Origin of the sequence: Streptomyces sp. NPDC006798, assembly GCF_040635975.1 — a bacterium.
In the GTDB taxonomy this organism is placed as follows: Bacteria; Actinomycetota; Actinomycetes; order Streptomycetales; family Streptomycetaceae; genus Streptomyces.
The window spans coordinates 1-14177 of the sequence record NZ_JBEYIS010000042.1 but is presented as its reverse complement, the minus strand read 5'-3'; the positions used below and the strand labels follow the sequence as shown (position 1 = coordinate 14177).

Sequence of the window (14177 nt, the reverse complement as noted above, 5' to 3'; positions counted from 1 at the left end):
GTGTCATCGAGCGGATACGGGTTTGATCTGGAGAATATGCAGTCTTTTGAGTGCCTGAGGCGTGTCCGATGGACCCCGGAGGGCTCTCCTGATCCACCGGACACGGCCTAGGACCGTGACGACTTGCCGCCCGAACGGTTAACTCCCGCCGACGCGCCCGCCTTGACGCCCCCTTGGGGGACGCCGCCCTTGCCGTCGGCCGAACCGCCGCCGGGTCTGGGGCCCTTGCCGTCGGCCGCACCCGGAGCCTCGAACGACTCCAGCGCCTCCAGCACGTCCTGCACCCGGGAGATCTCCGCCTGGATGTCCTCCCGGCGGCGTACCAGCACATCCAGATCCCGCTTGCCGTCGCCGACCATCCGGCGGGCCTCCGCCTCGGCCTCGGCCCTGATCTGCTCCCCCTCGCGGATCAGCCCGGCCTTCTTCGCCTCGGCCTCCTTCAGCAGGCCCTCGGCCTTCTTCACGGCCGCGATCCGGACCCGGCTCGCCTCGGAGTTCGCCTCCGCCAGCAGGTCCTTCGCCTTCTGCACCGACTCGTTCCGCTGCTCGGTGGCCGCCTTCACCAGATGGTCCACCCGCTCGCCGGCCACCTTCATCTGCTCGGCGGTCTCCCGGCGGGCCCGCTCGTGCAACTCCTCCACCTCGGACTCGGCCCGGACCCGCAGCTCGTCCGACCGCTCCCTTATGGCGGTGGCGTCCCGGCGCGCGCCGACCAGCAGCTCGTCCGCGTCCGCGCGGGCCCGCTCCACCAGGGAGTTGCCCTCCACGGTCGCCTCCGAGACCAGCCGCTCCGCCTCCTTGCGGGCCGCGCCGACCATCGCGTCGGCCTGCTTCTCGGACTCCAGCGCCGCGCGCAGCGCCTCCTCCTGAGCCCGGTTGACCAACTGGTCCGCCTGCTCCGCCGCGTCCCGGCGCCGCTTCGCCGCCGCCTCCCGGGCCTCGTCGACGGCCCGGTCCGCCGCCGTCCGCGCCTCGGCCCGCAGCCGCTCCGCCGCCGCCTCCGCGTCCGACTTCGTCTTCTGCGCCTCGGCCCGGATCCGCTCCGCCGCCTGCTGCGCCGAACCCACGGTCTCCGCCGCCTCGGCCCGCAGCCGCTCCGCGTCGCCCCGGGCCTCCGTCAGCAACTGGTCGGCCTGCACCGCCGCGTCCGCCCGCCGCTTGTCGGCCGTCGTCCGCGCCTCGTCCAGCACCGTCTGAGCCTCGGCCCGGATCCGGTCGCCCTCCGACGCCGCCTCGCCGACCAGCCGGTCCGCCTGCCCCGCCGCCTCCGAACGGATCCGGTTGGCGTCGTCCCGGGCGTCGGCCCGGGTCCTGGCCGCGTCCTGCTCGGCCGTCGCGACCGTGTCGGACGCCTCCGTCCGCATCCGCTGGGCGTACTCCGCCGAATCCGCCCGCAGCCGCTCCGCCTCGGCGATGGCGTCCGTGACCGTCCGCTCCGCCAGCGCGTTCGCCGCGTCCGTCTCCTCCTGGGCGCGCTCCCGCAGCCGGGCCGCGTCCTCGGTGGCGCGCTCCACCGCGGCGTGCGCGTCGGACCGCAGCCGGTCGGCCTCCTCCTGCGCCTCGGTACGGGTCCGCTCCGCCGCGTGCTCGGCCGCCGACCGCAGCCCCGCGATCTCCTCGTCGGCCTGCTCGTGCAGCCCGGCGACCGCGTCCCGGACCTGCTTGGCGGTCTGCTCGGCCGCCGCCACCGTCTCCGACGCCCGCCGGTCCGCGTCCTCCGTGAGCGCCTGCGCCTCGGACTGCGCCTCCTCGACCCGCTTACGGGCCGAAGCCAGCAGCTCCTCGCTCTGCTCCCGGGCCCGCTCCCGCTCCCGGTCCGCCTCGGAACGGGCCGCGCCCAGGGTGTCCTCGGCCTCCCGGCGACGCCGTACGGCCTCCTCCTGGGCCGCCGCCAGCGCCTCCTGGGCCTCGGCACCCACCCGCTCGGCCGCCGCCGCGGACTCGGCCCGCAGCCGGTCCGCGGTCTCCCGCGCCTCCGTCTTCAGCCGCTCCGCCTCGGCCGCCGCGTCCCCGCGCAGCCGTACCGCGATGTTCTCCGCCTCCGCGCGGGCCGTCGCCGCGTCCGCCGCGGCCTCGGTCCGCAGCCGGTCCGCCTCGTGGTCGGCCTGCTCCTGGAGGCTCCGGATCCGCTCCGCCGTCTCCGTCCGCAGCCGGTCGGCCTCCTCGGCGGCCTCGCGCCGCAGCCGCTCGCCCTCGGTCCGCGCCTCCGACAACGTCGTCTCGGCGGCCCCGAGCCGGGCCTCCGCCTCGGACTGCAGCCGGGCCACCGCCCGCGCCGCCTCCTCCTGCCGGGCCGCGACCGCCCGCTCGGCCTCCTCGCGCAGCGCGCCGGCGGCCTGCTCGGCGGCGGCCCGCATGGCGTCCGCCTGCTCCTCGGTCTCCACCCGCAGCCGCTCGGACTCCGCCCGGGTCCGCTCCAGCGTCTCCTCGGCCTGGCGGCGCAGGGTCGTCGCCCGCTCGATCGCCTCGGTGCGGATCCGCTCGCTCTCGCTGCCCGCGCCCGCCCGCAGCTCGTCCGCGTCCGACCGGGCCTTCGTCAGCAGCTCCTCGGCGGTGGACGCCGCCTCCTCGATCTGCTGCACCGCCTCCCGGCGGGCCTCGGTACGGATCCGCTCGCCCTCGGCGACCGCCTCGGACCGCAGCGTCTCGGCCTCGCCGCGCAGCCGCCTGGCCTCCTCCTGCAGCTCGACCGTACGAGCCCGGTACTCCTTGGTGTCGTCCTTGGCCGCGCCCTTGATGTCATCGGCCTGCTCGGCCGCGTCACCGCGCAGCCGGTCCGCCTCCGACTCCGCCTCACGACGGATCCGCTCGGCCTCCTCGGCCGCCTTCCGGGTGGTCTCCCGGGCGTCCTCGGACGCCTTGGTGAGCACTTCCTCGGCATCCCTGGCGGCCTTGGCGATGGCCGCCGCGGAGTCCTCGGCCGCGATCGTCCGCGCCTTCTCCGAGGCCTCCGCCAGCCGCTTCTCCGACTCCGACCTGGCATCGGCCAGTACCTGCTCGGCCTCGGCCTTCGCGGCCTCCGCCTCCGTCGTCGCCTCGGCCACCAGCCGGGCGACCTCAGCCTTCGCCGTACGGGTCCGCTGCTCGCTCAGCGACTCCGCGGCCGCCTCCTGCCGGGCCGCCGCGTCCTTGGCCTCGGCGACCAGCCGCTCCGACTCCGCCCGCGACTCCCGCAACCGCTCATCGGCCTCCGCCAGCCGCTGCTCGGCCGCCCGGCTCAGCTCCGCCGCCTGCTGCCGCGCCTGCTCCGCCTCGGCCGCCGTCGACGACCGCAGCCGCTCCGCGTGCCCGGTGGCCTCCTGGGCCTGCGCCGACGCCGTGTTCAGCATCCGCTCCGCGTCCCGGCGGGCCCGGTGCAGCAGCGCCTCCGCCTCCGAACGCGCCGCCTCCGCCTCCGCGCCCAGCCGGGAACGGGCCTCGTCCGTCAGCCGCTTGGACTCGGCGCGCGCCTGCGCCAGGGACTGCTCGGCCGCCGCCCGGGACTCGTCCATCAGCCGGCGCGCCTGGGACTCCGTACGAGCCCTCAGCTGCTCGGCCCACGCCACGTTCTCGTTGACATGCGCCTCGACGGTCTGCCGGCGCTCCGCCAGCTCCTGATCGAGCCGCTGCCGCCGCTGATTGGCCTCCGCGTGCAGCTCCGCCTGGAGCCGGGCCTGCTGCTCCGCGTGCTCCTGGAGCAGCCGCTGCGCCTGCGCCCGGACGTCCCGCAGCTCGCGCTCGGCGTCCGAGCGCATCTGGTCGACCTGGGCCTGCGCGTTCCGCAGCATCTGCTCGGCCTGATAGCCGAGATCGGGATTGTCGTACGCGGGACGGGCCGCCAGCCCGCGGCGTGCCTCGTGGAGCTTGGCCCGCAATACCTCGACCTGGTAACCGAGGTCCTCGGCGTGCTGGACGGCCTTCTCCCGCTCGGTCTTCAGCCGGTCCATATCGGCCTCGAACCGAGAGAGGACGTCGTCGTCAGCTCGGTGGCTGTCCTGGCGTTCGTAGCCCCGCACTACGCGGTCCCATCCGTCCCCTGGTCGCAACTTCTCCCGCACAAACACCGCCCGCCCGGCGAACGGCCCCCGGGGAATGGTGACAGAACAATATGAGAGGACGCGTCGCGGCCCCGACCCGGCCCCGGCCCGGAACCGCCCACTCTACCGGGCCGGGAATCCTTCGGGTCAGTGCTCCGTTGCGGAGGTGACGAGTTCGGTCAGTACGCCGTGGCAGTCCTTGGGGTGCAGGAAAGTGATCCGGGAGCCCATCGAGCCGCGCCGCGGCTCGTCGTAGAGCACCCGGACGCCCTTCTCCCGGATCGCCTCGGCGTCCCCGTCGACATCGGCCGTGCCGAAGGCGATGTGATGGACCCCCTCGCCGTTCTTGGCCAGCCACTTCCCGACCGGTGAGTCCTCCCGGACCGGCTGGAGCAGCTGGAGGTAGGAGGCGCCCCCGTCGGAGGTCTCGTTGATCTTCAGCATGGCCTCCCGTACCCCCTGCTCCTCGTTGACCTCCGAATGGAAGACCTCGAAGCCGTACGTGGACCGGTAGAACTCGACGGTCGCGTCGAGGTCGAAGCAGGCGATCCCGATGTGGTCGATACGCGTCAGCATGGCACCAGTGGATCGGGCCGCCCCCGGTTGCGCAAGGTGCGCGCCGTCACACGGAGCGCGTCGTGACCTTCCGGCATACCGCTCAGTACATTTGTAGTAAACCCTCGTTCACTCCTCGGCGTCCGAGCCGGAAGGGATCGTTGCCCATGTCAGGAACGACCGGTAACACCACAGTGATCGTCGCGGGCGCCCGCACGCCCATGGGGCGGCTGCTCGGCTCGCTGAAGTCCTTCTCCGGCGCCGACCTCGGCGGATTCGCCATCAAGGCCGCCCTCGACCGGGCGGGCATCGGCCCCGACCAGGTCCAGTACGTGATCATGGGCCAGGTGCTGACGGCGGGCGCCGGACAGATCCCGGCCCGCCAGGCCGCCGTCAAGGCGGGCATCCCGATGGGCGTCCCGGCGCTCACCGTCAACAAGGTCTGCCTCTCCGGACTCGACGCCATCGCCCTGGCGGACCAGCTGATCCGGGCCGGCGAGTTCGACATCGTCGTCGCGGGCGGCCAGGAATCCATGACCAACGCCCCGCACCTGCTGCCGAAGTCCCGCGAGGGCTTCAAGTACGGGGCCGTCGGCATGCTGGACGCCATGGCCCACGACGGCCTCACCGACTCCTTCGAACAGATCGCCATGGGCGAGTCGACCGAGAAGCACAACGCCCGCCTCGGCATCGGCCGGGCCGAACAGGACGCCCTCGCCGCCGCCTCCCACCAGCGGGCCGCCGCCGCCCGCAAGAACGGCCTCTTCGACGCCGAGATCGCCCCCGTCGAGATCCCCCAGCGCAAGGGCGACCCCGTCGTCCTCACCGACGACGAGGGCATCCGGGCCGAGACCACGGCGGAGAACCTGGCCCGGCTGCGGCCCGCCTTCGCCGCCGACGGCACCATCACCGCGGGCACCTCCTCCCAGATCTCCGACGGAGCCGCGGCCGTCGTCGTCATGAGCCGCGCCAAGGCCGAGGAACTCGGCCTGACGTGGATCGCCGAGATCGGCGCCCACGGCAATGTCGCCGGACCCGACAACTCCCTCCACTCCCAGCCCTCCAACGCGATCGTCCACGCCGTCGGCAAGGAAGGCATCGCCGTCGAAGACCTCGACCTGATCGAGATCAACGAGGCGTTCGCGGCGGTCGCCGTCCAGTCCATGAAGGACCTCGGAGTGTCCCCGGAAAAGGTGAACGTCAACGGCGGCGCGATCGCGCTGGGCCACCCCATCGGCATGTCCGGCGCGCGGATCGTGCTCCACCTCGCGCTGGAGCTGCGCCGGCGCGGCGGCGGCGTGGGCGCGGCCGCCCTCTGCGGCGGCGGCGGCCAGGGCGACGCGCTGATCCTCCGGGTCCCCGCGCCCGGCACCGGCACACCGGCGTAACAGGACACCCCGGGGGCCGGGCCCCGGGGCACTCCCCGGACAGCGCCCCCGGGCGCATCGGATCCACGGCGCCCGCCGCCCGGGGCGGCCGCCGCGAACACAGGAGGAGCGGAGCCATGGTGGACGTCCCCGAACTGGTCGACCGGGCACGGGCGGGACACCCCCGCGCCGTCGCCCGGCTGATCTCCCTCGTCGAGGGGGCGTCACCCCAGCTACGGGAAGTGATGGCCGCGCTCGCGCCGCTCACCGGCAACGCGTACGTCGTGGGGCTGACCGGCTCGCCCGGCGTCGGCAAGTCCACCACCACCTCCGCACTGGTGAGCGCCTACCGCAGGACCGGCCGGCGGGTCGGCGTACTCGCCGTCGACCCGTCGTCCCCGTTCTCCGGCGGAGCCCTCCTCGGCGACCGCGTCCGGATGTCCGAACACACATCCGACCCCGGGGTCTACATCCGCTCCATGGCCACCCGGGGCCACCTCGGCGGACTCGCCTGGGCCGCGCCCCAGGCCGTACGCGTCCTCGACGCCGCGGGCTGCGACATCGTCCTGGTCGAGACCGTCGGCGTCGGCCAGTCCGAAGTCGAGATCGCCGCCCAGGCCGACACCTCCGTCGTCCTCCTCGCCCCCGGCATGGGCGACGGCATCCAGGCCGCCAAGGCGGGCATCCTGGAGATCGGCGACGTCTACGTCGTCAACAAGGCCGACCGCGACGGCGCCGACGCGACCGCGCGCGAGCTCAACCACATGCTCGGCCTCGGCGAGGCCCGCGCGCCCGGCGACTGGCGCCCGCCCATCGTGAAGACCGTCGCCGCGCGCGGCGAGGGCATCGACGAGGTCGTCACGGCGCTCGACAAACACCGCGCCTGGATGGAAGAGCACGGCGTCCTCGCGGAGCGCCGGCTGCGGCGGGCGGCGGGCGAAGTGGAGACCATCGCGGTCACGGCCCTGCGCGCCAGGATCGCGGACCTCCACGGCGACCGGCGAGTCGACGCGCTGGCCGCCCGCGTGGTCGCGGGCTCCCTCGACCCCTACGGCGCCGCCGACACCCTCCTGGAGGGCCTCACGGGGTAGCGCCTCCCGTCGCGGGCTCCCTGGCCCCCCGGGGGTCCGCCGCGCCCGGCGGCCCGGTGTTGTCGGCGGTCCGCCGGTGGCTTGTCCCGCAGTTCCGCCCCCTATGCCTTCGGCGATGGGGGGACCCCCAGAGCCTTGGCCCTCCGGGGCACCGTCCCGAACTACCCGGGCCGCGCCCGGCGGCCTGATGTTGTTCGCGGTCGGCGGCCCGCCTGTGGCTTGTCTCGCAGTTCCCCGAGCCCCTAACGCTCTCCCGAGCGCCGCCCGCCCCTGAAAAGGAGACGCGCCCCGTCAGGGGCGCGGGGAACTGCGCGACCAGCCAGCCACCGGGCAACAGGCGGACCACCGACACCAGGTGGCAGCATCCCCTCCCCGGGACGGGCTCCAGCACCAGGGGGCAGGTGCGGTCGGCGTGGTCGGGGGGTGCGGGGTCGCCCCCTGGGGGTCCCCCCAAAGGCAGCTTTGGGGGAGGGCGGCGGAGAAGATCGGGTCTCCTGAAGGAGACCCTCACTTCCGCCGTCCGTGAGGAGGTGAGCCCGGAGGCCACCGACCCTCCCGACGCCGCACAAGACCGCCCGCATACCGCTGGAGCGACGGTCACATCTCCCTCAGCCCCGCCGGCGCCTGAGGCGCGAAGGCCCCGCCTGGCACAGGCAACCCCACACCGGGGGCCCGGGGACCAGGAACCCCACAGCGGGAGGCGCCCCCGCCCCGCCGGCGCCTGAGGCGCGAAGACCCCGCGCGAGGCGGGCAACCCCGGCACCAGGCGCCCCGGGGACCAAGCACCCCACAGCGGGAGGCGCCCCAGCGGGAGGCGCCCGTCAGTCGTCGGGGCTCGTCGTCGCCTTGGAGGTGGTCGCGTCGACGTCGACGTCGTACGACTTGCCGTTGTCGCCGCGGACCTCGACCTCCCAGCGGCCGTCGTCGAACTGGACCTCGGTCACCGTGCCGGGGTGGAGCTTGAGCGCCGCGTCCGTCGCCTGGCGGGCGGTGGTCTTCGCGGTGGCCGCCGACGCGTCGTCGTCCCGGGAGTCGCGGTCATCCCGGTCATCCGCGTCGTCCCGGTCATCCGCGTCGTCGCGGTCGTCCCGGTCGTCCGACGATCCGTCGTCCACCCGGACCTCGCCCGACACCGCGTCGACCGTCACCTCCCGCTCCTTGCCGTCGGTGGCGCGGATCTCGATCTCCCAGTGGCCCCGGTCGTCGTCGCGGTCGGCGGACTCCAGGGTGCCGGGGAACTTCGCGAGGGCGGCCTCGGTCGCCTCGGTCACCGAGATCCGGGAGACGGGCGCGGCGCCGTCGCCGGAGGAGCTGGAGGAGGACGTGGAGGACGTGGAGGGCGTGCCGGACAGCGCGCCGGACGAGGCGAACGCCGTGTACGTGCCGCCCGCCATGAGGGCGGCCACGGCGGTGGCGAGGACGATCTTGCGCTTCATGGGGTTTCCCGTCGGTCGTCGTGGCTGACTGGACGTTCCCAAGGTGACCGAGTGCACCTGAAGGCTTGCTGAAGTCACCTGAAGCCTTCTTCAGCTTGGGTTTGCGACCCTGTGGTCATGCGTCTGCTGATCGTCGAGGACGAGCGCCGTCTCGCCCTCTCCCTGGCCCGGGGACTGACCGCCGAGGGCTATGCCGTGGATGTGGTCCATGACGGTACGGAGGGGCTGCACCGGGCCTCCGAGGGCGGCTACGACCTGGTGATCCTGGACATCATGCTGCCGGGGATGAACGGCTACCGGGTCTGCGGCGCTCTGCGGGCCGCCGGGAACGACGTCCCGATCCTGATGCTGACCGCGAAGGACGGCGAGTACGACGAGGCGGAGGGCCTGGACACCGGGGCCGACGACTATCTGACGAAGCCGTTCTCGTATGTCGTGCTGACCGCCCGGATCAAGGCGCTGTTGCGCCGCCGGGGCCGGGGTACGGCGTCTCCGTCGCTGGTGGTGGGGGATCTGCGGGTGGAGACGGCGGCCCGCCGGGTGTATCGGGGGGAGCGGGAGGTCGCGCTGACGGCGAAGGAGTTCGCGGTGCTGGAGCAGTTGGCGATCCGCGCGGACGAGGTCGTCAGCAAGGCGCGGATCCTGGAGCACGTCTGGGACTTCGCCTACGACGGCGATCCGAACATCATCGAGGTCTATATCAGCGCGCTCCGCCGCAAGCTGGGCGCGCACTACATCCAGACCGTGCGGGGCGCGGGCTACCGGCTGGTGGCGCCGCGATGAGGTCCGTACGCGCGAAGACGACGATCGGTGCGACGGCCGTCGTCGCGGTCGCCCTGGTGGCGGCGGGGTTCGCGGTGCTGTTGGTGCTGCGGTCGTTTCTGACGGACCAGGCCGAGTTGCAGGCGGAGGTGACGGCCCGGGAGGTGGCGTCGCGGATCGCGGCGGAGGGCGACGCGGGGCCGATCACCGTACCGTCGACGGAGGACCGGCCGGTGCAGGTCGTCGACGAGGACGGCCGGACGGTCGCGGTCAGCAAGGATCTGGAGAAGATCTCGGGTACGGGCAGTGCCGATGTGACGCCGGAGCCCCGGCGGACCGGTGGCGACGAGGCCGATGAGCCGGATCCGGGGGACGATTCCGAAGAGCCGGACCGGGGTCATGTGTCGGGCGATCCGCCGCGGTTCAGCCGGGGCGAGGCGACCGTGGACGGCGAGACGGCCGGGTACATCTTCGCCGCCGTGGACGTGACGATCGGCGAGGGCCGGGACGTCACGGTCTACGCGGGCGCGCCGCTGACGGTCGAGCAGGACGCCGTGGAGTCGGTACGGGAGGCCATGCTCGCCGGTCTTCCGGTGCTGCTGCTGGTGGTGGGTTCGGTGACCTGGCTGGTGACGCGGCGGGCGCTGCGTCCGGTGGAGGACATCCGGACGGAGATGGCGGCGATCACGGCGTCCGAGGATCTGTCGCGGCGGGTGCCGGAGCCGGGGACCCGGGACGAGGTGGCCCGGCTGGCGCGGACCACCAACGAGACCCTGGCTGCGCTGGAGTCGTCGGTGGAGCGGCAGCGGCGGTTCGTCGCCGACGCCTCGCACGAGCTGCGGAGCCCGATCGCGTCGCTGCGGACGCAGTTGGAGGTGGGGGAGGCCCATCCGGGGCTGCTGGACGTGCCGGGCGCGGTGGCCGACACCGTACGGCTGCAGCAGTTGGCGGCGGATCTGCTGCTGCTGGCGCGGCTGGACGCGGGGGAGCGGCCGGGGCGGTCGCGGGTGGATCTGGCGGCGCTGGCCCGGGAGGAGCTGTCGCAGCGGGGCGCGGCGGACCGGGTGCCGGTGACGGTCGTGGCGGCGGACGGGGTGGAGGTGCTGGGGTCGCCGGGGCAGCTCGCCCGGGTGCTGGGCAATCTGCTGGACAACGCGCAGCGGCACGCGGCCGGGGCGGTGACGGTGTCGGTGCGCCGGGAGGGCGCCGACGCGGTGCTGGCGGTCGGGGACGACGGTTCCGGGGTGCCGGAGGCCGAGCGGGAGCGGGTCTTCGAGCGGTTCGTCCGGCTGGACGAGGCGCGTGGCCGGGACGACGGCGGTGCCGGTCTCGGGCTCGCCATCGCCCGGGATGTGGCCCGGCGGCACGGCGGCACTCTGACGGTGGCGGATTCCCCGGCGGGTGGTGCGCTTTTCGTACTGCGGCTGCCGGTGGCGTGACTCCGGGTCGTCCGTGCGGTCATTTGTATGACCGGACGGGCCGGGGCCGTACGGGTTCGGGAAAGGCCCCGGCCCCGTACCACCGGCGGAGTGCCGGTGGTACGGGGCCGGGCGCGGGCCCGCCGGGTGCCGCCCCGGGGTCAGGCCTTGCCGCGGTGGCCGCGCAGATGTTCGGCGACGGGGGTCAGGGACTCCCGCAGATCGGCCAGCGCCTCCGGGGTCATCAGATCGATGAAGTGGCGGCGGACGGACGCCACATGGTGCGGGGCGACCTTCCGCATGGTCTCCATGCCGTGGTCGGTGAGGACCGCGTACAGCCCCCGCCGGTCCGACTCGCAGTTCTCCCGGCGGACCAGTCCGGCGGTCTCCATCCGGGTGATCTGATGGGAGAGCCGGCTCTTGGACTGCAGGGTGGCGGCGGCGAGATCGCTCATCCGCATCCGCAGATCGGGCGATTCGGAGAGGTTGACCAGGATCTCGTAGTCGTTGTTCGTCAGGCCGAACGGCTGGAGGTCCTTTTCGAGCTGGTGCATCAGCAGTCGGCTGACGTCGAGGTGGGTGCGCCAGGTGCGCTGCTCGTCGTCGGTGAGCCAGCGGGTGGCCGTCTCGGTCTCCATAGATGGATTCTACCTAAAAAAGTTGAAAGGCGGACTAGTTTGGGAGGTTCCGTGAGGTCCGCGGGGGTGTGACGCGCGACGCCCGGGACGCCGGGCGCACCGTACGGCGTCGGTCGTACCGCGGCCACTCGCGCGACCGCCCGAACGACCACCCGTGGGACTGCGCAGTGTACGCAGCGCGCGAGGGGCGCAGTCCGCCCTGCCGCACACTCCGGGTACCCCCGGTCAGAGACCGAAACGGCGCTGGATGTCCCCCAGCTGGCCGGGCAGACGCGGGGCCGAGCCGTGCTGCGCCTGGCTCCCGCCGGACCCGCCCGGCACCCCCGCCTGCGCCGGAGGCGCCCCCGTCGCGGTCTCCGGCAGCAGGCTCTCGGACGACTGGAGGAGCACGGTCCCGGCGCCCACGAACTCGAACTGGTGCTCCTCGCCCGACGTGCCGCCGAGCCCGGTCAGCGCCCGTACCCCGCCCATCACCCCGGTCATATAGCCGTGATCGTAGTGGTGGCAGGGCGACGGGCAGTCGGCCCAGCCCACCAGGGCCTGCGGGTCCACCCGTAGCGGCGGCTCCATGAAGACCACCGGACCGTTGGACGCGGCCACGAACTTCCCGGTCCCGATCAGGGTGAGGAAGCCGGGCACGATCGACTGCTTCAGCGCCAGCGAAGGCTGGTAGGCCAGCAGGTTCCCGGCCCGGATGGTCAGATTGCCGTCGTCGAGGTCGTAGGAGTTGACGTCGAACGCCCGGTCCGCGAGCAGCATCTTCCCGCTGCCCTCCGCCACCACCCAGTCGGCCGCGTGCAGCGGTGAGTGGAAGGAGGTCCGCAGCAGCCGGTCGAGCCGCCCGTGGCCGATGCCGTTGAAGTCGATCCGCCCGTAGTAGGCGATCATCTTCCCCTTCTGGAGGAACCACTGGCTCCCCTTCAACTCCACACAGAAGGTGTACGGGTTGACGTTGTCGTCGCCCGGCAGGGTCGTCGGATCATGGGCCACCAGGGCACCGGTTCCGGTCACAGCTTCTCCTCCGATGCCTGTACGTAGACCGCGCCGCTGCCGCTCAGCTCCAGCTGGAACGCCTCGCCGGAGCCCCGGCCCACCATGTCCCGCCAGCCGAGGGCGGTGGAGAGCTTGTTGCGGATGTCGCCGTGGTGGGCCACGTACGCCTGCGGGTCCACATGGACCGGGCGGCCCGGGACGACCGGCAGTTCGATCACACCGCCGTGGGCCATCACCGCGACCGCGCCGTGGCCGCGCAGGGTCGTGGTGAACAGGCCCTGGCCGGTGACCTGGCCCCGGACCACGCCCATCACGCCGCCCTGCGAGCCGAGGAACATCGTCCCCTGCTCCAGCGCGCCGTCGAAGGCGAGCAGCCGGTCGGCCTCCACATAGAGCGTGTCGCCGGTCAGCTCGACCACCTGGATGTGGTGGCCGCCGTGGCCGAACATCACCGTGCCGCTGCCCTCGACGCTCATCAGCGGGGTGGCCTCGCCCGCCACCCGGCGGCCGATCATGGAGCCGATACCGCCCGCGCCGCCGGTGGTGCTGGGGGTGAAGGAGACCTCGCCGCGGTACGCGATCATCGCGCCGCGCTGGCTGAAGAGGCGCTGCCCGGGGGCGACGGTCGCCTCGATCATCTTCGAGTTGATCTCGCGGAAGGCCATTTAGACGTCACCCGCGATCGTGTTCCGCTCGCTCGGCTGGACGTAGACCAGGCCGTCGCCCTCGAAGCGGATCTGGAACGCCTCGCCGCCGCCCTCGCCCACGAAGGTGCGGAAGGTGACCCCGGACTGGAAGTTCTGCCGCAGGTCGCCCTGGTGGGCGACGTACGCCCCCGGGTCCACCGAGAGGGGGTACCGCGGGGTCACCCGGAGCACCACCGCCTGGCCGTCCGACATGATCGCGGCCCGGCCGGTGCCTTCGAGGGTCGTGGTGAAGAGGCCGTTGCCGGAGGCGCCGCCGCGCATTCCGGTGAAGCTGGTGCCGGTCCGCAGCCCGCCGTCCACGGCCAGCAGATTGCTGGACTCGACATAGAGCTTGTCCCCGTGGAGGTCGACCAGATTGATCTCCGACGCCCGGTCGGCGAAGAAGCAGGTGCCTTCTCCCTTCACCTCCATCAGCGTCATCTGCTCGCCGGTGATGCGGCGGGTCACCATCCCCCGGATGCCCTCACCGCCGCCGGACAGCTTCTTGAAGGCCATCCGGCCGTCGTACGCGACCATCGACCCGTTCTTCGCCTTGACGGTGTCGCCGGTCAGGTCGACCGCGAGCACCTTGCTCCCCTGGAGCCGGAAGGTTGCCACCAGCCGAAGGTAACCGGCGCCGGCCGGGCGGGAACAGGTCCGTGGGCAGGATCACGGCGGCCGGGAGGCCACCCCGGACAAAGACTCGGCAAAGCGGCTGGCAGAATGAGGGCTGCGCTTGTGAGCGCTTTCACAAGATCGTCTAAAAATCAAAGGTGCATCCGCCGTGGACATCAAGACCGCCTCGTCCCTCCACCGCCTCCGGCTGATCTCGGCACCGGAGGCCGTTTCCTTCGTGCTGCTGATCATCGCGGCGGTGCTGAAGCGCACGACGGACTTCAACGCGGTACCGGCCCTCGGGATGATCCACGGCATCCTCTTCATCATCTACGTCCTCTTCTGGCTCGACGCCTGGAACCGGACGAAGTGGGAGTTCAAGACGGCGGCGCTGTACTTCGTGCTCTCGGTGGTGCCGCTCGGCGGCTTCGTCGCCGAGCGCAAGCTGAAGCGGGCGGCGGACGACGAGGTGATCGCGGCCCGGGCGCGCCGCGAGGGCACCGTCAACCCGGCCTGAGCCACGGCGGACCCACGGGTCGCCCGCCGCGTCGAGGGGGGGGGGGGGGGGCCCCGCGCGGGGGAGGGGGCCGCTGTGGTGAG

The 14177-nt window shown here is 73.1% G+C and carries 12 protein-coding genes; 5 read left to right on the top strand and 7 right to left on the bottom strand.

Annotated elements, in window-relative coordinates:
* Positions 1–107: 107 nt before the first annotated feature.
* Together scy and mce are read right to left on the bottom strand one after the other, a co-directional pair.
* Positions 108–3995 (bottom strand): polarized growth protein Scy, encoded by a 3888-nt coding sequence (gene scy / locus ABZ714_RS25275; RefSeq protein ID WP_358827609.1) that lies wholly within the window; start codon positions 3993–3995, stop codon positions 108–110.
* A gap of 168 nt (positions 3996–4163) precedes the next feature.
* Positions 4164–4592: a methylmalonyl-CoA epimerase gene (gene mce, locus ABZ714_RS25270; RefSeq protein WP_358827608.1), complete on the bottom strand. Its 429-nt coding sequence runs from the start codon at positions 4590–4592 to the stop codon at positions 4164–4166.
* A 146-nt stretch (positions 4593–4738) separates the two neighbouring features.
* Between mce and ABZ714_RS25265 the strand changes: the two genes are divergently transcribed.
* Positions 4739–5959: an acetyl-CoA C-acetyltransferase gene (locus tag ABZ714_RS25265; protein ID WP_358827607.1), complete on the top strand. Its 1221-nt coding sequence runs from the start codon at positions 4739–4741 to the stop codon at positions 5957–5959.
* Between the two features lie 116 nt (positions 5960–6075).
* Positions 6076–7029: a methylmalonyl Co-A mutase-associated GTPase MeaB gene (meaB, locus tag ABZ714_RS25260; protein ID WP_358827606.1), complete on the top strand. Its 954-nt coding sequence runs from the start codon at positions 6076–6078 to the stop codon at positions 7027–7029.
* An 821-nt stretch (positions 7030–7850) separates the two neighbouring features.
* On the opposite strand, the gene ABZ714_RS25255 is transcribed toward meaB, so the two are convergent.
* Positions 7851–8465 (bottom strand): PepSY domain-containing protein, encoded by a 615-nt coding sequence (locus tag ABZ714_RS25255; protein ID WP_358827605.1) that lies wholly within the window; start codon positions 8463–8465, stop codon positions 7851–7853.
* Positions 8466–8582: 117 nt separating this feature from the next.
* Between ABZ714_RS25255 and ABZ714_RS25250 the strand changes: the two genes are divergently transcribed.
* Both ABZ714_RS25250 and ABZ714_RS25245 read left to right on the top strand, forming a co-directional pair.
* On the top strand, positions 8583–9248 hold the full coding sequence (locus ABZ714_RS25250) for a response regulator transcription factor (RefSeq protein ID WP_358827604.1): 666 nt from the start codon (positions 8583–8585) through the stop codon (positions 9246–9248).
* The gene (locus ABZ714_RS25245) at positions 9245–10666 is read left to right on the top strand and encodes a HAMP domain-containing sensor histidine kinase (RefSeq protein ID WP_358827603.1); all 1422 of its coding nucleotides are present in this window, start codon (positions 9245–9247) and stop codon (positions 10664–10666) included. Before ABZ714_RS25250 ends, ABZ714_RS25245 begins: the two co-directional genes overlap by 4 nt.
* 140 nt (positions 10667–10806) lie before the next feature.
* On the opposite strand, the gene ABZ714_RS25240 is transcribed toward ABZ714_RS25245, so the two are convergent.
* From ABZ714_RS25240 to ABZ714_RS25225, 4 genes are all read right to left on the bottom strand, one after another.
* Complete coding sequence (locus tag ABZ714_RS25240) at positions 10807–11283, bottom strand: MarR family transcriptional regulator (protein WP_358827602.1); 477 nt, start codon at positions 11281–11283, stop codon at positions 10807–10809.
* 225 nt (positions 11284–11508) lie between these two features.
* Positions 11509–12294: an AIM24 family protein gene (locus tag ABZ714_RS25235; RefSeq protein ID WP_358827601.1), complete on the bottom strand. Its 786-nt coding sequence runs from the start codon at positions 12292–12294 to the stop codon at positions 11509–11511.
* Entirely contained in the window at positions 12291–12941 is a 651-nt protein-coding gene (locus ABZ714_RS25230; RefSeq protein ID WP_358827600.1) for an AIM24 family protein, read from the bottom strand. The genes ABZ714_RS25235 and ABZ714_RS25230 overlap by 4 nt, the downstream gene beginning before the upstream one ends.
* On the bottom strand, positions 12942–13580 hold the full coding sequence (locus tag ABZ714_RS25225) for an AIM24 family protein (protein WP_358827599.1): 639 nt from the start codon (positions 13578–13580) through the stop codon (positions 12942–12944).
* Between the two features lie 166 nt (positions 13581–13746).
* Here ABZ714_RS25225 and ABZ714_RS25220 point away from each other — a divergent pair, with 166 nt between their 5' ends.
* A complete protein-coding gene (locus tag ABZ714_RS25220; protein ID WP_358827598.1) occupies positions 13747–14094 on the top strand; it encodes a DUF3817 domain-containing protein in 348 nt (115 codons plus the stop codon).
* Positions 14095–14177 lie beyond the last annotated feature (83 nt).